Source organism: Methylococcus mesophilus (assembly GCF_026247885.1).
Lineage (GTDB): Bacteria > Pseudomonadota > Gammaproteobacteria > Methylococcales > Methylococcaceae > Methylococcus > Methylococcus mesophilus.
On the sequence record NZ_CP110921.1, the window covers coordinates 1,635,420 to 1,654,748 of the forward strand.

General features: G+C 63.4%; 20 protein-coding genes and 2 tRNA genes. 9 read left to right on the plus strand and 13 right to left on the minus strand.

Going from position 1 to position 19,329, the window contains the following annotated elements; all coding sequences use genetic code 11:
* Positions 1-13 precede the first annotated feature (13 nt).
* The 5 genes from OOT43_RS07545 to OOT43_RS07565 all read left to right on the plus strand — a co-directional run bounded on the left by OOT43_RS07545 (position 14) and on the right by OOT43_RS07565 (position 3,839).
* Positions 14-832, plus strand: coding sequence for an ABC transporter ATP-binding protein (locus OOT43_RS07545; protein ID WP_266024223.1), 819 nt, complete (start codon positions 14-16; stop codon positions 830-832).
* The gene (locus tag OOT43_RS07550) at positions 819-1,808 is read left to right on the plus strand and encodes an MlaD family protein (protein ID WP_266024224.1); all 990 of its coding nucleotides are present in this window, start codon (positions 819-821) and stop codon (positions 1,806-1,808) included. Before OOT43_RS07545 ends, OOT43_RS07550 begins: the two co-directional genes overlap by 14 nt.
* 5 nt (positions 1,809-1,813) lie before the next feature.
* On the plus strand, positions 1,814-2,416 hold the full coding sequence (locus OOT43_RS07555) for a PqiC family protein (protein WP_266024225.1): 603 nt from the start codon (positions 1,814-1,816) through the stop codon (positions 2,414-2,416).
* Between the two features lie 9 nt (positions 2,417-2,425).
* The gene (locus OOT43_RS07560) at positions 2,426-3,475 is read left to right on the plus strand and encodes an AI-2E family transporter (RefSeq protein ID WP_266024226.1); all 1,050 of its coding nucleotides are present in this window, start codon (positions 2,426-2,428) and stop codon (positions 3,473-3,475) included.
* A 214-nt stretch (positions 3,476-3,689) separates the two neighbouring features.
* Positions 3,690-3,839, plus strand: coding sequence for a hypothetical protein (locus OOT43_RS07565; RefSeq protein WP_266024227.1), 150 nt, complete (start codon positions 3,690-3,692; stop codon positions 3,837-3,839).
* A 24-nt stretch (positions 3,840-3,863) separates the two neighbouring features.
* On the opposite strand, the gene OOT43_RS07570 is transcribed toward OOT43_RS07565, so the two are convergent.
* The 3 genes from OOT43_RS07570 to OOT43_RS07580 all read right to left on the minus strand — a co-directional run bounded on the left by OOT43_RS07570 (position 3,864) and on the right by OOT43_RS07580 (position 5,164).
* Positions 3,864-4,088 carry a hypothetical protein gene (locus OOT43_RS07570; RefSeq protein WP_266024228.1) on the minus strand — a complete coding sequence of 75 codons (225 nt, stop codon included), beginning with the start codon at positions 4,086-4,088 and terminating at the stop codon, positions 3,864-3,866.
* A 164-nt stretch (positions 4,089-4,252) separates the two neighbouring features.
* Positions 4,253-4,582 (minus strand): hypothetical protein, encoded by a 330-nt coding sequence (locus OOT43_RS07575; RefSeq protein WP_266024229.1) that lies wholly within the window; start codon positions 4,580-4,582, stop codon positions 4,253-4,255.
* Positions 4,583-5,077: 495 nt separating this feature from the next.
* Positions 5,078-5,164 (minus strand) — tRNA-Leu (locus tag OOT43_RS07580).
* Between the two features lie 87 nt (positions 5,165-5,251).
* Between OOT43_RS07580 and queA the strand changes: the two genes are divergently transcribed.
* From queA to OOT43_RS07595, 4 genes are all read left to right on the plus strand, one after another.
* Positions 5,252-6,295 carry a tRNA preQ1(34) S-adenosylmethionine ribosyltransferase-isomerase QueA gene (queA, locus tag OOT43_RS07585; protein ID WP_266024230.1) on the plus strand — a complete coding sequence of 348 codons (1,044 nt, stop codon included), beginning with the start codon at positions 5,252-5,254 and terminating at the stop codon, positions 6,293-6,295.
* Positions 6,292-6,735, plus strand: a complete 444-nt coding sequence (locus OOT43_RS07590; protein ID WP_266024231.1) for an HIT domain-containing protein — start codon at positions 6,292-6,294, stop codon at positions 6,733-6,735. The genes queA and OOT43_RS07590 overlap by 4 nt, the downstream gene beginning before the upstream one ends.
* Positions 6,633-6,998, plus strand: a complete 366-nt coding sequence (locus tag OOT43_RS20540) for a YkgJ family cysteine cluster protein (RefSeq protein ID WP_394358039.1) — start codon at positions 6,633-6,635, stop codon at positions 6,996-6,998. The genes OOT43_RS07590 and OOT43_RS20540 overlap by 103 nt, the downstream gene beginning before the upstream one ends.
* Before the next feature lie 87 nt (positions 6,999-7,085).
* A complete protein-coding gene (locus OOT43_RS07595; protein WP_266024232.1) occupies positions 7,086-7,961 on the plus strand; it encodes a L,D-transpeptidase in 876 nt (291 codons plus the stop codon).
* Between the two features lie 50 nt (positions 7,962-8,011).
* Here the strand turns inward: OOT43_RS07595 and secF are convergent, their stop codons facing one another.
* From secF to dapA, 10 genes are all read right to left on the minus strand, one after another.
* The gene (secF, locus tag OOT43_RS07600; RefSeq protein WP_266024233.1) at positions 8,012-8,941 is read right to left on the minus strand and encodes a protein translocase subunit SecF; all 930 of its coding nucleotides are present in this window, start codon (positions 8,939-8,941) and stop codon (positions 8,012-8,014) included.
* Positions 8,942-8,952: 11 nt separating this feature from the next.
* Positions 8,953-10,803, minus strand: a complete 1,851-nt coding sequence (secD, locus tag OOT43_RS07605) for a protein translocase subunit SecD (protein ID WP_266024234.1) — start codon at positions 10,801-10,803, stop codon at positions 8,953-8,955.
* A gap of 63 nt (positions 10,804-10,866) precedes the next feature.
* Positions 10,867-11,217: a preprotein translocase subunit YajC gene (yajC, locus tag OOT43_RS07610; RefSeq protein WP_266024235.1), complete on the minus strand. Its 351-nt coding sequence runs from the start codon at positions 11,215-11,217 to the stop codon at positions 10,867-10,869.
* A gap of 45 nt (positions 11,218-11,262) precedes the next feature.
* Entirely contained in the window at positions 11,263-12,375 is a 1,113-nt protein-coding gene (tgt, locus tag OOT43_RS07615) for a tRNA guanosine(34) transglycosylase Tgt (RefSeq protein ID WP_266024236.1), read from the minus strand.
* Positions 12,376-12,449: 74 nt separating this feature from the next.
* Positions 12,450-12,534 (minus strand) — tRNA-Leu (locus tag OOT43_RS07620).
* Positions 12,535-12,554: 20 nt separating this feature from the next.
* Positions 12,555-12,908 carry a preprotein translocase subunit SecG gene (gene secG / locus OOT43_RS07625; RefSeq protein ID WP_266024238.1) on the minus strand — a complete coding sequence of 118 codons (354 nt, stop codon included), beginning with the start codon at positions 12,906-12,908 and terminating at the stop codon, positions 12,555-12,557.
* A 9-nt stretch (positions 12,909-12,917) separates the two neighbouring features.
* Positions 12,918-13,670 carry a triose-phosphate isomerase gene (gene tpiA, locus OOT43_RS07630; RefSeq protein WP_266024239.1) on the minus strand — a complete coding sequence of 251 codons (753 nt, stop codon included), beginning with the start codon at positions 13,668-13,670 and terminating at the stop codon, positions 12,918-12,920.
* 82 nt (positions 13,671-13,752) lie between these two features.
* The gene (purL, locus tag OOT43_RS07635; protein ID WP_266024240.1) at positions 13,753-17,619 is read right to left on the minus strand and encodes a phosphoribosylformylglycinamidine synthase; all 3,867 of its coding nucleotides are present in this window, start codon (positions 17,617-17,619) and stop codon (positions 13,753-13,755) included.
* Positions 17,620-17,658: 39 nt separating this feature from the next.
* Complete coding sequence (bamC, locus tag OOT43_RS07640; protein ID WP_266024241.1) at positions 17,659-18,366, minus strand: outer membrane protein assembly factor BamC; 708 nt, start codon at positions 18,364-18,366, stop codon at positions 17,659-17,661.
* Between the two features lie 10 nt (positions 18,367-18,376).
* A complete protein-coding gene (gene dapA, locus OOT43_RS07645) occupies positions 18,377-19,252 on the minus strand; it encodes a 4-hydroxy-tetrahydrodipicolinate synthase (protein WP_266024242.1) in 876 nt (291 codons plus the stop codon).
* Positions 19,253-19,329: the final 77 nt, after the last annotated feature.

Consider the following 19,329-nt stretch of genomic DNA (forward strand, 5'->3'; position numbering starts at 1 on the left):
ACAAAGCCGGTCCATGGCGAAACCCCATATTCGCGTCACCGGCCTGACCCTGGCCTATGGCGACTTCGTCATCCAGCGGGACCTGCACTTCACGGTCAACCGCGGCGACGTGTTCATCATTATGGGCGGCAGCGGCTGCGGCAAGAGCACGCTGCTGCGGCACATGATCGGCCTGCAAAAGCCGGCCGCCGGCCATGTTTATTATGACGGCCAGGGACTGTGGGACGTCTCCGACGCCGAGCGGGCTCGGCTGATGCGGCACTTCGGCGTGCTCTACCAGAGCGGCGCTCTGTGGAGTTCGATGACCCTGGCGGAAAACGTCGCGCTGCCCCTGGCCGAATACACCCGGCTCGGCCCGGCCGAAATCCGCGAACTGGTTTCGCTCAAGCTGGCCCTGGTCGGGCTGGCCGGCTTCGAAGACTACTACCCTTCGGAAATCAGCGGCGGCATGCAGAAGCGGGCCGGCCTGGCGCGCGCCATGGCGCTGGACCCGGAAATCCTGTTCTTCGACGAGCCTTCCGCCGGTCTCGACCCGGTCAGTGCCAAACTGCTGGACGATCTGATCCTGCACCTGCGCGACAGCCTGGGCAGCACGGTCGTCGTGGTCACCCACGAACTGGCTTCCATCTTCGCCATCGGCAACAATTCCGTTTTCCTCGATGCCGAATCGCATACCATGATCGCCTCGGGCGATCCGCGTAAACTGTTGGCCGAGAGCGACGATCCGCGGGTGCTGGCGTTCCTGACCCGCGGCGAAGCCCAAAGCACGGCCGGTACAACGTCCGAACAAGAAACCCAGGCAGGTCCATGGTATTCCGATGAACAAGGCTAATCCCACCCTGATCGGCGGCTTCGTGGTGGGCGGCATCGTGCTGCTGGTGGTTTGCGTGCTGCTGTTCACCCAGCTCAAAGTCAGCGATGCCATGCGGTTCGTGGTTTACTTCAACGAATCCGTGAACGGGCTGAACGTCGGCGCGCCGGTGAAGGTCAAGGGCGTCGCGGTAGGCAATGTCGTCGACATTCGCGTGCTCGCCGACATGGATGGCAGCCGCGTGCTGACACCGGTGGTGATCGAAGTGGACCCTAACAAGATGGTCGACCGCTCCGGCCATGCGTCGAAAAGGCGCAACCGCAGCATCCAGCCATTGATCGAACGCGGACTGCGGGCCCAGCTTCAAGTGCAAAGCCTGGTGACCGGCCAGCTCTACGTTGCCTTGGATTTCCTACCCTACACGCCCGTCAATCTGGTCGGAAGCACCCTGGACTTCCACCCTTATGAGGAAATCCCGGCCATTCCCTCCAGCAAGGAAAAAATCACCAACACCATCGACGAGGTGGTTTCCGAATTCCGCCAACTGCCGCTGCACGAGATCGCGGCCGCGTTGGTCGCTTCCATCCGGCGGGCGGAGGCGCTGCTCAATTCGCCGAAGATCGAGTCGATACTGACCTCGACCGACCAGGCATTGCAACAGGTCAACGCCACTCTCAAGGAATCACGTGCCCGCCTGGAGCCCATGCTCGCCAACCTCGACGGCGCCATCGGCGATCACCGGCGGCTGACCAACGATCTGGACCGCCAGGTTCAGCCGACATTGAAACATCTGGACGAAGCCCTCCTCGCCGCGACCTCCGCCATGCGCCAGATCGACAGCGCCGCCGGCAGCATCAACGATCCGGTGCTCCAGCATACGGTCGATGCGGCGATCGACGAAGTCTCCCAGGCGGCGCGGGCGATCCGGGTGCTGAGCGACTTCATCCAGCGCAACCCGAATGCCTTGATCGTCGGCAAGCAAAACAACGGAGATTGAGCCCGATGCACCGCTACCGCCAGCCGGTTCCCTTCATGCTGCTCACGCTTGCCGCCTTGTCTGCTGGCGGTTGCCTGCGCAGCACCGAACCGGCCAATTTCTACCAGCTGCAGCCGCTCACAGTGTCCCGGCAACAGCCAGCCGATGTGAGGCCGGTGGTCGTCGGCGTCGGGCCGATCAAGCTGGCTTCCTATCTGGACCGGCCCCAGATCGTGGTCGCCGAAGGGCGGAACCGGCTGCAGCTCGACGAATTCCAGCGCTGGTCGGAGCCGTTGCAGGAGAATCTGACCCGGGTCCTGGCGGAAAACCTGTCCCGCCTGCATCCGGCCGACCATGTCATCATTTATCCCTGGCATCGCAACGACGGGCCTGAGCTGCAGCTCGAAGCCCGGATCGACCGCTTCCATACCGACGGCAGCGGCGCCAGCGTCCTGGACGTCGCCTGGAGCATCTCCAGAGGCGGCGCCACCGTCTACCGCAAACGCTCGAACTACCAGGCCGCCGCACAACCGCGCGACACGGAATCGCTGGTTTCGGCGCAGAGCGAACTGCTGGCCGCCTTCGCCCGGGAGGCCGGCAGCGCCCTGGACACCTTCCGCCAACCCTGACCCCGTCCTATGCCTGCAGACCGTTTTTTCGAACGCGCCATCGGCCTCCTGACGATAGGCCTCCTGATCGCCGCCTGCATCAAGATCGTCGCGCCCTTCACCGGTGCCCTGATCTGGTCCACCATCATCGCCGTCGCCGCCTGGCCGGTATTCGAACGTCTGACCCGACGCCTGGGCGGTCGTGCCGGCATCGCCGCCACGCTGATCACCGTCGCGATCCTCCTGGTGATCGCCATGCCGGTGGCCCTGCTGATCAACTCCCTGGCCGAGCATGTACAGGGGGTCCTGCACATCACGGAGGACGTGTCATCGCTCCGCCTTCCCGGCCCGCCCGAGTGGGTGAACCGTGTTCCGCTGGTCGGACCGGAAATCGAATCGCGCTGGCTGGCGGCGGTCGAAAATCTCGAAACGACCCTGACGAAGATCCGCCCCTGGATCGGCAAGGCCGCTACCTGGACGGTCAGCCAGGGCGCCCATCTCACCTTGTCCCTGCTCGAATTCCTGCTCGCCACCGTGCTCGCCGGCTTCCTGTTCGTGCACGGGAAATCGCTCGCCGGCCTGCTCGAACGGTTTGCATCCGCCATCGCGGGAGAAAGCGGAGCGGGACTGGTGCACACCGCCGGACTGACGATTCGCAGCGTCACCATCGGAGTGATGGGAACGGCGTTGATCCAGTCGGTGCTGACCGCACTCGGTTTGCTGCTGGCGGGCGTACCGGGCGCACTGCTGCTCTGGTTTGCCAGTTTCCTGCTGGCCACGCTGCAGCTCGGCACCGCGCTGGTGTGGATTCCGGCGGCGATATGGCTGGAAATTCAGGACCAGACCGGCTGGACGATTTTTCTGGTGGTCTGGGGGTTGTTCGTCAACACCATCGACAATTTCATCAAGCCCTATCTGATTGCCCAAGGCAGCGGCACGCCGCTGGCGATCGTGTTCCTGGGCGTGATCGGCGGGATGCTGGCCTGGGGCTTCATCGGCATCTTCATCGGCTCTACCCTCCTGGCCGTGAGCCATGCGCTGCTGAAAGCCTGGCTCGATGCCAAGCGTGAACCCGGCTAGGGCCGCATCCGTCCAGCGAGCAATCCGCGGCCAGACTGGCCATCGATGTCTCCCGGCCATAACCCCGTCGCCGGGAGACCGCGTTCAGGCAAGGATCGATTCGTAGCAACCCGGAGAATATCTAGAGTGCATCGGGGAAACCTTCTGTAAAAAACCTACCCGAATGCTGTAGATTGTCTCCATTCCCTCGCCTTGGATTTGTTCAGGTGCACCGATGGTCAACTACGCAATCATCGTAACCGCCGCTCTCGCCGGCATCGTCCTGGTCGACGATGACCCCACCTCGGTATCGGTCGAGGAATGGATTCTTTTCGCCGTGATGATCTATGCCGCGTCATCTTTCATGCGGTTGTATCGGCGGTAAGCACGTCGAAACGCGCAGAGGGTACTACCGCTTTTCCAACTCCGATATCAGCCGCAACGCCTCCATGGCCTGCTTCATGGAGAGGGGTTCATCGATTCCCGGTTCGAACGCCATGCGGACGATTTCCCCCTTCATCGCGATCAGCGCCGCCTCGGCAGTCTCACCGCGCATCCCGCCGTCCGTTTCCCTTCGCCAAGCACTGCCGTCCTCTACCAGACCCAGTGCAAGCAGAAATTCCTCCGTATTCATATGGCTCCCCAGCTCAGGATCACCTTGGCCCCCGGAACGCCACCCGTCCGGATAGTCCCATCATATTCCGCTGCGGCGCCTGAATGAAGAAAACGGGGTCTGGAACCACGCCAGCGACACTGGCTCCGGTTCAAAGAAAATCAAAGAGCCGTCGGGTCGTGGCTTCAATGGATCCGGTCCGGCTGCCCGGGTGACTGCGCTGCCATTACGAGCTGCGCCAAAAGGTCATTCGCTATGGCTTCCCATTTCTGGCATGCGTCAAACAGCTTGCGGATCTGACGACGGCATTCCTCCAGTTCCAGCAGCGCGGCATCGGTCTGATCCTGGGCCTTGTCAGCCAGTTCCTGGGCGCGTTTGGCTTGTTCGGTGAACATTAGCAACGACTCCATCGCGATGCTGAGCTGCTCTCGCTCTGAAACATTGGCAACCGCATCCGGGGACAGCTTCAGCACACTCGCGAGGATTACGGCCGTGCTTTCGGTGCTCTCGGTCATGGCATTTTTCTCCATTCGGACAAAATTACGGCGGGCTCATTAACGGGGGTCACTTGCCCTAATCATCAGATAAGCAAGAATCCGTCCAGATGGCAAACCCGCCGGAATGCCCATTCCGGCCAGTTCCCACCGTGTCAGCAGCCCCACCAAGGCGCCGAAGCAAGCCTCCGTTTGTCAGCTTTCCCTCAGGTCGGACAGATAGAGAACGCGTTCTCACGGAAAACCATCGAGCCGAGACATTTCTCGAACGCCTTCGGCCGCATCTCGCGGGGGCTATGTTGCAGGATCAGGGACAAATCTCCCCGGACTTCGCCCACGATCGACAGGAACTCAACCACATTCGGCAGCCCCGCAGTCCACTTAATTGCACAGGGTTAGACCGGCGAAAGGAATCTAGACGGCGAACCTGCGGCGATCGCAGAAACTGTAGACGCATGAAAAAGCCCGCGTGGTGCGGGCTTCGTGGACGTTGGTGGACGTCCTTGGATGTTCGGATGGTGCCGGGAGTCGGAATCGAACCGACACAGTGTTTCCACTACCAGATTTTGAGTCTGGCGCGTCTACCAGTTTCGCCATCCCGGCAATCAAGATCCTTAAGTATAAGGAACTTCCAGGCTCGGCGCCAGCTCCCGTCGTTTGGCCTCCCTTGAATTCTGTTAACATGAGGCGATGTTGAAAAGTGAGTTCCATTACGACCTGCCCGAAACACTGATCGCCCAATCGCCACTGCCGGAACGGTCCAGCAGCCGCCTGCTCTGCCTCGAGGGCGCGACCGGCGCTCTGGAAGACAAGGTCTTCCGCGATCTCGAGAGGCTCTTGCGCCCGGGCGACCTTCTCGTGTTCAACGATACCCGCGTGCTCCCTGCACGCCTTTTCGGCCGCAAGGAAACCGGCGGCGCCGTGGAGATATTGCTGGAGCGACTCCTCGGCGAGCGGCTCATGCTCGCACAGGTGCGGGCCAGCAAGTCGCCGAAGCCCGGCACTTGGATTTTCCTGGAAGCAGGCCACCGGGCGATGGTGCTCGGACGCGACGGCGATCTGTTCCGTCTCGAACTGGCTGGAGAAGAACTGCTCCAGGCCGTGCTCGAGCGAATCGGCCACATGCCCCTGCCGCCCTATATCACCCGCCCCGATACGTCTGCCGATCTCGACCGCTACCAGACGGTGTACGCGGCGAGGCCGGGAGCGGTAGCCGCCCCGACGGCAGGCTTGCATTTCGATGCAGACCTGCTGGAGCGGCTCGGCGAGGCCGGCGTGGACACGGCTCGGGTGACTCTCCATGTCGGAGCCGGCACCTTCCAACCCGTGCGCGTCGAGAACCTCGAGGATCACCGCATGCACGCCGAGTATTGCGAAGTGGGGCCCGACGTGGTCGAAGCCGTGAGGCGCGCCCGCAGCCGGGACGGCCGGGTGATCGCGGTCGGTACCACTTCAATGCGCAGCCTGGAGACTGCGGCGAGTTGCGGTGAGTTGCGGCCCTATGCCGGCGACACCGCCCTGTTCATCAAGCCCGGATTCCGGTTCAACTGTGTCGATGCGCTGGTCACCAATTTTCACCTCCCGGAATCGACCTTGCTCGTCCTGGTCTGTGCCTTCGCTGGCTATCGCGAAACGCTCGCCGCCTACCGCCATGCGGTTAGTCAGTCCTATCGCTTTTTCAGCTACGGCGACGCGATGTTCGTAAGCCCGAAAGAGCCCGCGGCCGGCCGATGACGACAGAATTCGCGCCGAATTTCGTCCTGCACGAACGCCTTGCGCAGGATTGCCTTCTGCTCGGCCGGTTCCCTCTCTGCCGGCTGCTGCGGATGAATGACAGCAGCTATCCTTGGTTCATCTTGGTGCCGGAGCGCGCCGGCATCCGCGAGGTCTACCAACTCGCCGAGCCGGACCGCGTCCGTCTCTGGGAGGAATCGGCCGAACTATCGACACTGCTGGCCGACATCTACCGGCCGGACAAGCTCAATGTCGCCGCGATCGGCAACCTGGTACCGCAGCTGCACATTCACCACATCGTGCGATACCGGGACGACCGCGCCTGGCCGGGCGTGGTATGGGGCCGTTTCGATCCCGTGCCCTACGCCGACCCCTTCGATGGCAGACTGCGGGAACTGCTGGAACGGTTGCCCCGGTTCGCGGCGAATCCGCTGCCGTGAACTGCCGGCCGGGCTGCGGCGCCTGCTGCATCGCCATCTCGATTTCCAGTCCGATACCGGGTATGCCCCAGGGCAAAGCCGCCGGGGTTCCCTGCGTCCAACTCCGCGACAACATGGAGTGTGCCATCTTCGGAAAACCCGAGCGTCCCGGCTGTTGTTCCGGCCTTCAGCCTTCAGCCGAAATGTGTGGAGACGACCACCTGTATGCCATGGCTTCGCTGGCATGGCTCGAGCGGGCCACTCTGCCCGCCTGTAAGGATTGATCCCGCGAGATGCCTTGAGCAACGCTCCCCCGCATGGGCTAACATAGTCCCAGGGAGTTCCCCGTTGCCAGGGAGCAAATCGTGAGAATGAGGCCGTTCGTTCCGGGTATACAACGAGGCGCGGTATTACTCCTGTTGACCTTGGTGGAACTGGCCTCGCCGTCCGGGGTTTCGGCTGGCGCCTGGGAGGGCTATGGCCGCAGCGTGCCCAAGCCCCGCTATGAACAGGACGAAGGAGCGAATTTTCAGTATAGATTCGGTGTGCACGAAGCCTTTACGCCCTACCGGGACCCGGACAGGAGCGAAGCCGAATCCCTGCCCGATCCGCTGCTCGATCCCGCCTTCAGCAGCTACCGGCTGATCGTCATCGTCAACAAAGCCGACGACGCGTTCTGGGGCAGAAGCCAGACCCTGCGGGTCTACCGGCGGGGAGAGGGGCTCATCTACTACTGGCTGATATCCACCGGCATCCCCGGATTCGAAACGCCTTCCGGCTATTTCATCCCCCAGGGCTTCTCTTACCGGCATTGGTCCGGCCCTTACGATGCGCCGATGCTCTGGTCGGTGTTCTTCACCGGCGGTGTTTCCCTGCATTCCTCGCTGGATCGCGATGCGCTGTACCAGTTGGGGCGGGCCGCCGACTCGCACGGCTGCGTTCATGTCGAGGACCATCGCGCCGAGGAACTCTACCATCTCGTCGGCCAGAGCGGATACGGCTTGATCGACCAGATCGGCCGTCATAACGGGCGCCCTGTGCGAGCGGGAAAAGCCCGGAAAAAAATCAGTGGCTACCGGACGCTCATCATCGTTGCACCGACGGCGCACTATTCACAGGCCGGCGAAATCTCCGATTCCAGCCAGCCCGAGGAACCCGCAGAACCCGCCGGCGCCGTGCAGGCGCCGCCCGAACCCGACGCGCGGGACACGCCCGACCCGCCGGCAAACTATCTCGACCTCTTCTGAAAACAAAGAGGCCGCGCAAGGCGGCCTCCGGGAAGCGGGACGGCTCCGACTCAGGGCCGGTTATCGACCAGCCCTTCCTTCTCGGGCAGCAGCAGATCGGCCCGGCTTACGCCCAGCGCCAGCACGACGGGGCAGGCGACCAGCACCGAGGAATAGATGCCGAATACGATGCCGATGGTCAGCGCCAGGGCGAAGTTGTGCAGGGCGTCGCCGCCGAAAAAGAACATCGCCAGCACCATCAGCTGCGTCATGGAATGGGTGATGATGGTGCGGGACATGGTGGCGGTGATGGCGTTGTCGATGACCTCCGTCACCGCCGCCTTGCGCATCTTGCGGAAGTTCTCCCGGACCCGGTCGAACACCACCACGGACTCGTTCACCGAGTAGCCCAGGATAGCGAGCACGCCGGCAAGCACGCTGAGCGTGAATTCCCACTCGAAGAAGGCGAACATCCCCAGGATGATGACGATGTCGTGCATGTTGGCGATCATCGCCGCGACGGCGAACCGCCAGGCGAACCGCATCGCCAGATAGGCCATGATGCCGGCGGCCACCAGCATGAGCGCCAGTCCACCGCTTTCATACATTTCCTTGCCGACCTGCGGCCCGACGAACTCGACGCGCTTGAGTTCGGCCGTCCCGTCCTGGGCCTTGAGCGCCGAGAATATCTGGTCGCTCTGCCTGGCGCCGGTATCCTCTTGCAGCGGCAGGCGAATCAGGACGTCGCGGGAAGTGCCGAAATTCTGCACGGCGGCTTCGGCGATCTGTTGCTCCTCCAGCGTCTTGCGTATCGCTTCGAGGTCGGCGGGCTGGGCATAGCGGACTTCCATCAGGATGCCGCCGGTGAAGTCGATGCCCAGGTTGAGGCCTTTGAACCCCAATGCCAGGACCGCGAGAATGAAGGTCACCAAGGAGATGGTCGTTGTGAGCCTCCCGTAGCGCATGAAAGGGATGTCACGCTTGATCTTGAAGAATTCCATGGCTGCTATCCTCAGACTGCGATCTTGACCAGCTTGCGCTGCCGGCCATAGGTGAAGTTGACCAGCGCCCTGGACACCAGAACGGCGCTGAACATGGAGGTCAGGATGCCAATGCACAGTACCAGCGCGAAGCCGCGCACGGGACCTGCGCCCAGCAGGAACAGGGCGACGCCGGCCACGAAGGTCGTGACGTTGGAGTCCAGAATCGTGGCGAAAGCGCGTTCATAGCCTGCATGGATGGCGGCGTGGGGCGTGCTTCCCACCCGCAGTTCCTCGCGGATGCGTTCGTTGATGAGCACGTTCGCGTCGATAGCCATGCCCACGGTCAGAGCGATACCGGCCAAACCCGGCAGAGTCAGGGTTGCCTGCAGCAGGGAGAGCACGGCGACCAACAGAAGTACGTTCGTACCCAGCGCCAGGATGGAGAACATGCCGAACGCCCGGTAATAGAGAATCATGAACACCGCGATGGCGATGAACCCGTAGCCGTTGGACTTGACGCCGCGGTCGATGTTTTCCTTGCCCATGCTGGGGCCGACGGTGCGCTCCTCGACGATGTCCACCGGCGCGGCCAGGGCGCCCGCCCGCAGCAAGAGGGCCAGGTTCCGCGCCTCCTCGGTGCTGTCCAGGCCGGTGATCTGGAAGCGCTTGCTGAAGCGGTCGCGGATGGTGGCGATGTTGATGACTTCTTCGACCTTCTTCTTGGTCGTCACCTTCTGGCCATTGACCTCTTTAGTCTCGGACTTGTTCTCGATGTAGACCACCGCCATGGCGCGGCCGACATTTTCGCGGGTGGTGTCGCCCATCTTCTTGGCGCCCACGCTGTTGAGCGTGACGTAGACCGCAGGCTGGCCACCCTGCTGGTCGATGCCGGAAGCCGCGTCCACGACCTGATCGCCGGTGACGATGATCTTGCGTTCGAGCAGGACCGGACGGTTCTGGCGGTCGCGATAGAGGTGCGAGCCCAAGGGCGCTTTCTCGCCCTCGGCCGGCACCGGATGTTCGTTGTCGACGAGCCGGAACTCCAGGGTCGCCGTGGCGCCGAGAATTTCCTTGGCCCGCGCGGTGTCCTGGACGCCGGGCAACTGGACCACGATGCGATCCTCACCCTGCTGCTGGATCACGGGCTCGGCCACGCCGAGTTCGTTGACGCGGTTGCGCAGCGTCGTCGTGTTCTGGGCCACGGCGAAGCGCTTGATCTCACGCCGCTCGACTTCGGACAAGCGCCCTTCGAGCAGATTTTCGCTATCCTTGACGTCGATTTGTAACCCGCGCAGTTCGCGCTTCAGCAGTACCTGCGCCTGCGACAGGGTATTGGAATCCGGCAGCCGGACCTGGATCACACCGTTCTGTTTTTCCACCGACTGGTAACGGATCTTGTTTTCGCGCAGCAGGCTGCGGGCGTCTTCCGCGTAGCGGTCTTCCGCCTGCTTGACCGCGGCGTCCATGTCGACCTGCAGCAGGAAATGCACGCCGCCCCGCAAGTCGAGGCCCAGATACATGGGCTTGGCGCCAAACGCGCGCAGCCAGGACGGCGTCGACGGCGCCAAGTTCAGAGCCACGGTGTAGGCCTCCCCCAGTTTCTCGTTCAGCACGTCGGATGCCTTGAGCTGCGAATCGGTATCGCTGAACCGGATCAGCATCCGCTTGTCGGCCATCTCTAAGGCTTTTGCCTTGAGCCCGACGGCATCCAGCAGGCCCTGCACCTGCACCTTCAGGCTGTCGTCGACTTTCGCCGCACGAACCGCCGACAACTGAACGGATGGGTCTTCACCGAAAAAATTGGGCAGCGCGTAAATGATCCCGAGGATCAACACGGCTGCGACCATCAGGTTTTTCCATAAGGGAAAACGGTTTCGCATGCTCGGAACCTATTTGGAAACGGGAGTATCCGGCGGATTGGCACATCCGCCGGAGAGGCGGGTTTACTTGGATTCGGGTTTGCGCTTGGCCGCTTTGTAAGTGCCCTTGGGCATGAGCGAGGCCACGGCGTTGCGCTGTACGCAGATCTGGACGTTTTCGGCCACTTCCAGCGTGACGAAATTATCGTCGACCTCGACCACCCGGCCCAGAACCCCCCCCGTCGTGACCACTTCAACCCCCTTGACGAGCGACTGCAGCAGCTTCTTGTGTTCCCTCTGGCGGCGGTTCTGCGGCAGCACGAACAGCAGGAAGAACACGGCAAGAACGGCCATGGGCAGAATCAAACCCGCGGCCCCGGGTTCCTGCGCCGCTGGAGCGGCCTCCGCCAAGGCGTCGGCAATAAAGAAACTCATGGTCAACCTCTAGTTCTTATTTGACGAATTCAAAGTTGCGCATTATCACACAAATGCGTTACCCGTGGAGCGGAGGGCATGGAATCGCTCGACGAACCGCTCGAGGGTTCGTTCCTCGATGGCAGCCCGCAGACCTGCCATCAGTTCCTGGTAATAGAACAGGTTGTGGATGGTGTTCAGACGCGCCCCGAGAATCTCGCCACAACGGTCGAGATGGCGCAGATAGGCACGGGAATAGTGACGGCAGGTGTAGCAGCCGCACTCCTCGTCAATCGGCCGCAGATCGTCCCGATACTGGGCGTTGCGGATACGGACCGCCCCGAAGCGGGTGAAAAGATGGCCGTTGCGTGCATTGCGGGTCGGCAGCACGCAGTCGAACATGTCGATGCCGCGCGTCACCGCGTTGACGATGTCTTCCGGCGTGCCCACCCCCATCAAATAACGAGGACGCTCGGCGGGCATCTGCGGCATCAGCGCCTCCAGTACCCGCTGGCGGTCCTCCTTGGGCTCTCCAACCGAAAGGCCGCCGATCGCGTAGCCGTCGAAGCCGATCTCCTGCAAACCCGCGATCGAACGGGCCCGCAGGTCTTCGTACATGCCGCCCTGGACGATGCCGAACAGGGCGGAAGGGTTATCCGCGTGCGCCGCCTTGCTGCGCTCCGCCCAGCGCAGGGAGAGTTCCATCGAGCCGCGCGCCTCGCCGTATTCCGCCGGGTATGGCGTACATTCATCGAAGATCATCACGATGTCCGAGCCCAGCGCGCGCTGGACGGCCATGGACTCTTCCGGCCCCATGAAGACGGGGCTCCCGTCGATGGGCGAGCGAAACAGCACGCCCTGCTCGCTGATCTTGCGCATCGCACCCAGGCTGAACACCTGGAAGCCGCCCGAGTCGGTAAGGATCGGTCCGTCCCAGTGCATGAACCCGTGCAGGTCGCCGTGGGCCCGGATGATGTCCACGCCCGGACGCAGCATCAGATGGAAGGTATTGCCGAGGATGATCTCCGCCCCGCTGTCACGCAGCTCCTCGGGTGTCATGGCCTTGACCGTGCCGTAGGTGCCCACCGGCATGAAAGCCGGCGTCTGCACGCGGCCGCGCGGAAACGAAAGCTCACCCCGGCGAGCCGGACCGTCGCAGCATTTGACAGCGAATTCCATGGATTCTCTGGCCAGAATGAAAAAAGCCGGCCTGAACGTAAACGCGTCAAGGCCGGCTTTAGGGATCTTCAAATTGGTGCCGATGGTCGGACTTGAACCGACACGACTTGCGTCACCACCCCCTCAAGATGGCGTGTCTACCAATTCCACCACATCGGCAGGCTGTTCGGGAACGGACGTTATTGTGCAGGCGGTGCCGGCACGTCGGATCCGCTCTTGGCGGGCTCCGGAGCCACCACTGGCATGTCCGGCTGGGACTGCTGGGCAGCGGGAACGTCCATAATGTCGAGCCGCTTATTATCCACATGCCCAGACAGATAAGCAAGCGTCAGGCTCGTTCCAAAAAACAGGGTGGCCAGAATGGCCGTGGTCCGCGACAGGAAGGACGCCGCGCCGCGCGCGCCGAACAGGCTGCCGGACGAGCCTCCGCCGAAACCGGCACCGGCATCCGCCCCGCGCCCCTGTTGCAGCAGCACCAGCCCAACGATACTCAAGGCGAGCAAAACATGAAAGACAGTCAACGCTTGAATCATAAAAAGCACCTAAACTGAAACTGAATGACAGATCGACAGAAATGCCCGCGCATCGAGCGAGGCGCCGCCGATCAGGCCACCATCGATATCGGGCATCGCAAACAATTCGGCGGAATTCTCGGGCTTCACGCTTCCACCATAAATAATCTGTACCGCTTGAGCCACCTCCGGATTCCACCGGGCGATCAAGCTCCGGATGTGATAGTGCACTTCCTGAGCTTGGCCGGTGGTCGCGCTGCGCCCCGTCCCCACCGCCCAGACCGGCTCGTACGCAATCACCGCGTGCTCCAGGGACTGGACGCCGGCGAATTCGAACACGGTGTCGATCTGTGCCCCGATCACCGCAAGAGTCCTGCCCTGCTCCCTCTGCTCCAGCGTTTCGCCGACGCAGAGGATCGGTTTCAGATGGCCCTGGATCGCCTGTTCGTAACGGGACGCCACCAGTTCGTTCGATTCGCCATAGAGCAGGCGCCGTTCCGAGTGCCCGACGATGGCCAGTTCACACCCGAACTCGCGCAGCATGCCTGCCGATATCTCGCCGGTGAACGCCCCGGAGTTGTGGTCCGCGACGTTCTGAGCGCCCAGCATCACCTTGGTGCCCTTGAGCGTCTCGGATGCCTGGGGGATGTAAACGAACGGCACGCACACCCCGACTTCCGCCTTGCAGTCTCCGATGCCGGACAGGATGTCGTTCAGCAGGCGAGCCACGCTTGCGCTCCTGCCGTTCATCTTCCAGTTTCCAATCACCAGAGGACGACGCATCGATCCGGGCTCCTCGGAAAAATCGATCGATTATACCTTCGGCCAAGACCTTTTCAATGCCGGACCATCATCCCAAGCCTTCCTACCCGACCCACCGCCTGGCGTTGCGGAACATTCGCATCCACGGACCGTATTCGCCCCACCCTCTGGCCCGCCAGGAATTCTGCACGCTGCGGAAGCAGCGCTCCGGATGCGGCATCATGATGGTGAAGCGCCCGTCCGGCGTGGTCAGACCGGTGACACCGCGGGGCGAGCCGTTAGGATTGAATGGGAACGCTTCGCTAATCCGGTCGTAGTTGTCGACGAAGGCCACCGCCACGAGTTGGCCCCCATTGCCTGCTCCGGCACGGGACTCGACACGGCCCTCGCCGTGCGAGACCACGACCGGCAGCCGCGACCCCGCCATGCCATCGAAGAAGATCGAGCGGGAGGGCTGGATTTCCACCATGGCGACCCGCGCCTCGTACTGCTCGGAACGGTTGCGGACGAAGCGCGGCCAGTTCTCGGCCCCTGGGATCAGTTCGTGCAACTGCGAAAGCATCTGGCAGCCGTTGCAGACCCCGAGTCCGAAGGTATCCTCCCGCCGGAAGAAGGCCGAAAATTCGTCCCTGAGCCGTGCGTTGTAGAGAATCGACTTGGCCCAGCCGCCGCCCGCACCGAGCACATCGCCGTAGGAAAATCCGCCACAGGCCGCCAGCCCCCGGAAATCCGTCAGGCCGATCCGGCCTTCCGCCAGATCGCTCATGTGCACGTCGACGCAGGCAAAGCCCGCGGCGTCGAACGCCGCCGCCATTTCCAAGTGACCGTTGACACCCTGCTCGCGCAGTATCGCCATCCGCGGTCGTGACAGATTGAGATAGGGGGCCGCCACATCGGCGTTGGGGTCGAAGCTCAGCTTGGCGTGCAAGCCGGGGTCGCTGTCATCGAAGAGGGATTCATACTGCTGCCGTGCGCAATCCGGATTGTCCCGCAGCGCCTGCATGCGGTAGCTGGTCTCGGACCAAATCCCTTGCAGTTCGGCGCGACCGGCGCTGAACACCGGCACGCCGCCATGATGCACTACGATCCGGCTGTCCGAACGCGGCGCACCGACTACCCGGCTGCAGGCACCCAGGCCGGCATCCTCTAGCCGCACCATGACAGCGGGCAGGTCATCGCTGGCCACCTGGATAACCGCGCCCAGCTCTTCTGCAAAAGCCGCCGCCACCGGATCTCCGAGGTGATCGAGGTGCAGGTCGATACCGGTCCTCGCGGCGAAGGCCATCTCCACCACCGTGGCGAACAGGCCGCCGTCGGAACGGTCGTGGTAGGCGAGGATCAGCCCATCCGAGTTGAGCAACTGCACCGCCCCGAAAAATGTCCGGAACAAGGCCGGATCGTCCAGATCCGGGCAAACCTCGCCCATTTGTCCATAAACCTGGGCCAGCGCCGATCCGCCCAAGCGGTTACGCCCATGACCCAGATCGATCAGAACCAGCACCGAGCCGCCGGCGTCGAGCCGTAATTCCGGCGTCAGCGTCCGCCGCACGTCGGTCACCGGCGCGAATGCCGACACGATCAGCGACAGCGGCGAAGCCATGGCCACATCCTTGCCGCCCTCGCGCCATACGGTGCGCATCGACAGCGAATCCTTGCCAACGGGGATGGCGACACCCAGCGCCGGACACAGATCCAGACCCACCGCACGTACGGTATCGAACAAGCGGGCATCTTCGCCGGGAGCACCGGCCGCGGCCATCCAGTTCGCTGACAGCTTGACGTCCCCCAGCGAGGCGATCGGGGCCGCCAGGATGTTGGTCAACGCCTCCCCCACCGCCATGCGCCCGGACGCCGGAGCGTCGATCACGGCCATGGGCGAACGTTCGCCCATGGCCATAGCCTCGCCGGTGACTGCGCGGAAACCCGATGCCGTCACTGCCACGTCCGCTACGGGCACCTGCCAGGGGCCGACAAGCTGGTCCCGCGCTACCAGGCCGCCCACGGAGCGGTCACCGATGTGGATCAGGAAACTCTTGTCGGCCACCGCCGGCAGACTCAGCACCCGCTTGACGGCGTCGCGCCAGTCGAAGCCGGCGAAATCCAGTGGCTTCGTCGCCGCCGGAAGCCGGGCGACGTCACGCAGCATCCTGGGAGGTTTGCCGAACAGCAGGGACATCGGAATTGCCACCGGATGGTTGGCGAACTGCAGGTCGTTGACCACCAGGTCTTCGTCCGCCGTCGCATGGCCGATCACCGCGAACGGACAGCGCTCGCGTTCGCACAACGCCTGGAAGCGTTCCAGCCGCTCCGGTCGCAGGGCGAGCACGTAGCGCTCCTGGGACTCGTTGCACCAGAGCTGCATCGGCGAGAGGCCCGGCTCCGCGCTCGGAACGTTGCGCAGCTCGAAACGCCCGCCCCGTCCGCTGTCGTGGATGATTTCCGGAACCGCGTTGGACAGCCCTCCGGCGCCGACATCGTGGATCGACAGAATCGGGTTGTCCTCGCCGAGGGCAACGCAATGATTGATGACTTCCTGGCAGCGCCGCTCCATCTCAGGGTTGTCGCGCTGCACCGAAGCGAAGTCGAGGTCTTCGGCACTTTCGCCGGAGGCGACCGAGGAGGCGGCACCGCCGCCCAGACCGATCAGCATGGCCGGACCGCCCAGCACCACGATGGGGGCGCCCGGCAGGATTTCCGATTTGCCGAGATTGACTTCGCGGATGTTGCCCACGCCACCGGCGAGCATGATCGGCTTGTGGTAGCCGTACAGGCTCGCGCCATCCGGCGACAACTGCTGGAAGGTTCGGAAATAGCCGCACAGGTTGGGGCGGCCGAATTCGTTGTTGAACGCGGCACCGCCGATCGGCCCCTCCAGCATGATCTGCAGCGGCGAGGCGATGCGGCCGGGCTTGCCACTGTCGGTCTCCCAGGGCTGGATGAAATCCGGGATGCGCAGATGCGAGACCGAGAAGCCGCACAACCCTGCCTTGCTGTGCGAACCGCGTCCGGTCGCGCCTTCGTCGCGGATTTCGCCGCCGACGCCGGTGGCGGCGCCCGGGAAGGGCGAGATCGCGGTCGGATGATTGTGGGTCTCGACCTTCATCACCAGATGGGCCGGCTCTTCCCGGTAGCCGTAGGCGAAGCTGCCGGGCTCACGGAGCAGCACCTCGGCCCGCGCCCCTCGCACCACCGCGGCGTTGTCGCTGTAGGCCGAGACGATGCCCTCGGGACTCGCCTGGCTGGTGTTGCGGATCATGCCGAACAGAGTCTGATCCTGCGCCTCGCCGTCGACCCGCCATTGCGCGTTGAATATCTTGTGGCGGCAATGCTCCGAATTCGCCTGGGCGAACATCATCAGCTCGATGTCGCTAGGGTTGCGCGACATCGCCCGATAGCTGTCCTCCAGATAATCCAGCTCGTCTTCCGACAGAGCCAGCCCCAGGGCGGCATTGGCCTTGACCAGCGCCCACCGGCCTTCCTGCATGAGCGGAACGTACTGCAGCGGCTCCGGTTCGCGGTGGCGGAACAGCATTTCTTCCTGCCCGCGGCTGAGGACGGTCTGCGTCATGCGATCGTGCAGAAGCGCCCTGACGGCGTCGCGCTGCGTCGAGGACAACTCGCCGTCGAGCTGCAGCGCGTAGGCGATACCGCGCTCGACCCGGCAGACCGCCTCCAGACCGCAGCGGCGGACGATCTCGGTCGCCTTGCTGGACCAGGGCGAAATCGTCCCGATCCGCGGCGTCACCAGGAAGGTTTCCCCCGCCTCCGGCTCGCTCTCGACTGTCCCGTAATGCAAGACTTGCCGCAGCAGCCGGCTCTCGGCTTCGTCCAGGTCGCGCGCCAGCTCCGCGAAATGGACGAATCTGGCGTCGACCTTGCGGACGACCGGAGCGACGGCGCGCAGGGAAGCCAGCAGGCGGTTGGCACGAAAAACGGACAAGGCCGATGGCCCCGGAATACAGACAACCATGGCTATGGCTCGCAGACTGTACAAAAAATGATATCCGCCTTATTCGGCGGGCTTGAGAGACTCTTCCGACTTCCCGGCGTCGCCCTCATTGCCGGACGCCGGCGGAGTGCTTGCGGACTTCTGGAACTGCGCGTGTATCGTCTTCAGCAGTTCGAGCCCCAGCCCCGATTGCTGCGGGTCGTCCCGGCCATCGGTCACGAAAACCTGGGTGATCTTGCCCTTCTGCTCGACATGGACCCGGAACGCCGACGCCGTGTTGTCGCTGCTGCCGCCGAACAAGCCGGAGAACAGCCCCACGTCTTCCGGAGCGCGCTGACCGGTGCCGTTGTAATAGACCTCAAATATGCCTTTCGCCTGGTCCTCCCCGACCACTTCGAGCTTGGCCCGGCCAAGGGCGCGGTTGACCGAGCGCCAGGCGTCCTCGAACGGCGCTTCGACCTCGATCAGGGGTACGTCGCTCAGGTCCTGGGCCAGCGTGGTCTTCGGATCCGGCTCCTCGGGCTCGGGTTCGGAAGCGGCCCGCGGAGCCGAGTCCTCCTTCGGCTGGAGGGCTTCCGCCTGGGCAGCGGAAGTCACCGCCCCTTCGATGGTCGACGAGCTCAGGTCCGGCGGAATTTCCAGCGGCGGAATTTCCGAATGATAGCGGTACTGCTTCTGCTTGTCCGGGAACAGGCTGGCGATATAGGTACAGCCGCCCAGCAGCCAGAGCGCACTGCCGAGAGCCACCCACCTCAATGCATTGCCCATGGAATGCCCCTCAGATCACGCCGGCCTGGCGCAAGGCTTGGCGCACCGCATCCTGGCACGACGCGTCCAGCCAGGTCAGCGGCAGGCGGATACCCTCCTGGATCAATCCCATTTCGTGCAACGCCCACTTCGCAGGTATGGGATTGGACTCGATGAACAGATCGCGGTGCAGGGCTTCGAGCCGGCGGTTGAACGCCTCGGCGCTGGCCCGGTCTCCGGCGATGGCCGCCCGACACATTTCGTGCATGAGCCTCGGCGCCACGTTGGCCGTGACGGAAATCACGCCGTTACCGCCCCTCAGACAGAATTCGCAAGCCGTCGCGTCATCACCGGAATACAAGGCGAAGCCCTCGTGGCACAGTGCCCGGATCTCGGCCAGCCGTTCGAGCTTGCCGGTCGCTTCCTTGATGCCTACGATGCCTGGAACCTGCGCCAGCCGCCCCACGGTTGCCGGCAGCATATCGCAGCCGGTGCGGCCGGGCACGTTGTAAAGGATCTGCGGAATGTCCACCGCCTCGGCCACCGCCCGGTGATGCCGGTACAGGCCCTCCTGAGTCGGCTTGTTGTAATACGGTGTGACGAGCAGGCAGGCATCCGCGCCAACGGCCTTGGCCTTGGCGGTCAGGCTGATGGCCTCGGTTGTCGCATTCGCGCCGGTACCGGCGATGACCGGGACTCTGCCGGCGACCTGCTCCACCACCAAACGGATGACTTCGGTATGTTCTTCTTCGTCCAGTGTCGCCGATTCACCGGTCGTCCCCACCGCCACGATGGCATCCGTTCCCTGTTCGATGTGGAACTCGACGAGTCGCCTCAGGCCGGGGATGTCCAGTCCCCCGTCGGGCTCCATGGGAGTTGCCAGGGCAACGATACTGCCTTGAATCATTCGATGCGTCCGCTAAAAAATGTCGATGGTAGCGTGTCGCCCATATCGCTGACAACACGGGGAAAGGGATTCCGGAA

Coding starts and splice junctions, on each gene's coding strand:
- OOT43_RS07545 (WP_266024223.1), top strand. CDS start 14: ATGGCGAAACCCCATATTCGCGTCACCGGCCTGACCCTGGCCTATGGC.
- OOT43_RS07550 (WP_266024224.1), top strand. CDS start 819: ATGAACAAGGCTAATCCCACCCTGATCGGCGGCTTCGTGGTGGGCGGC.
- OOT43_RS07555 (WP_266024225.1), top strand. CDS start 1,814: ATGCACCGCTACCGCCAGCCGGTTCCCTTCATGCTGCTCACGCTTGCC.
- OOT43_RS07560 (WP_266024226.1), top strand. CDS start 2,426: ATGCCTGCAGACCGTTTTTTCGAACGCGCCATCGGCCTCCTGACGATA.
- OOT43_RS07565 (WP_266024227.1), top strand. CDS start 3,690: ATGGTCAACTACGCAATCATCGTAACCGCCGCTCTCGCCGGCATCGTC.
- OOT43_RS07570 (WP_266024228.1), bottom strand. CDS start 4,088: ATGAATACGGAGGAATTTCTGCTTGCACTGGGTCTGGTAGAGGACGGC.
- OOT43_RS07575 (WP_266024229.1), bottom strand. CDS start 4,582: ATGACCGAGAGCACCGAAAGCACGGCCGTAATCCTCGCGAGTGTGCTG.
- queA (WP_266024230.1), top strand. CDS start 5,252: ATGTTGAAAAGTGAGTTCCATTACGACCTGCCCGAAACACTGATCGCC.
- OOT43_RS07590 (WP_266024231.1), top strand. CDS start 6,292: ATGACGACAGAATTCGCGCCGAATTTCGTCCTGCACGAACGCCTTGCG.
- OOT43_RS20540 (WP_394358039.1), top strand. CDS start 6,633: ATGGGGCCGTTTCGATCCCGTGCCCTACGCCGACCCCTTCGATGGCAG.
- OOT43_RS07595 (WP_266024232.1), top strand. CDS start 7,086: ATGAGGCCGTTCGTTCCGGGTATACAACGAGGCGCGGTATTACTCCTG.
- secF (WP_266024233.1), bottom strand. CDS start 8,941: ATGGAATTCTTCAAGATCAAGCGTGACATCCCTTTCATGCGCTACGGG.
- secD (WP_266024234.1), bottom strand. CDS start 10,803: ATGCGAAACCGTTTTCCCTTATGGAAAAACCTGATGGTCGCAGCCGTG.
- yajC (WP_266024235.1), bottom strand. CDS start 11,217: ATGAGTTTCTTTATTGCCGACGCCTTGGCGGAGGCCGCTCCAGCGGCG.
- tgt (WP_266024236.1), bottom strand. CDS start 12,375: ATGGAATTCGCTGTCAAATGCTGCGACGGTCCGGCTCGCCGGGGTGAG.
- secG (WP_266024238.1), bottom strand. CDS start 12,908: ATGATTCAAGCGTTGACTGTCTTTCATGTTTTGCTCGCCTTGAGTATC.
- tpiA (WP_266024239.1), bottom strand. CDS start 13,670: ATGCGTCGTCCTCTGGTGATTGGAAACTGGAAGATGAACGGCAGGAGC.
- purL (WP_266024240.1), bottom strand. CDS start 17,619: ATGGTTGTCTGTATTCCGGGGCCATCGGCCTTGTCCGTTTTTCGTGCC.
- bamC (WP_266024241.1), bottom strand. CDS start 18,366: ATGGGCAATGCATTGAGGTGGGTGGCTCTCGGCAGTGCGCTCTGGCTG.
- dapA (WP_266024242.1), bottom strand. CDS start 19,252: ATGATTCAAGGCAGTATCGTTGCCCTGGCAACTCCCATGGAGCCCGAC.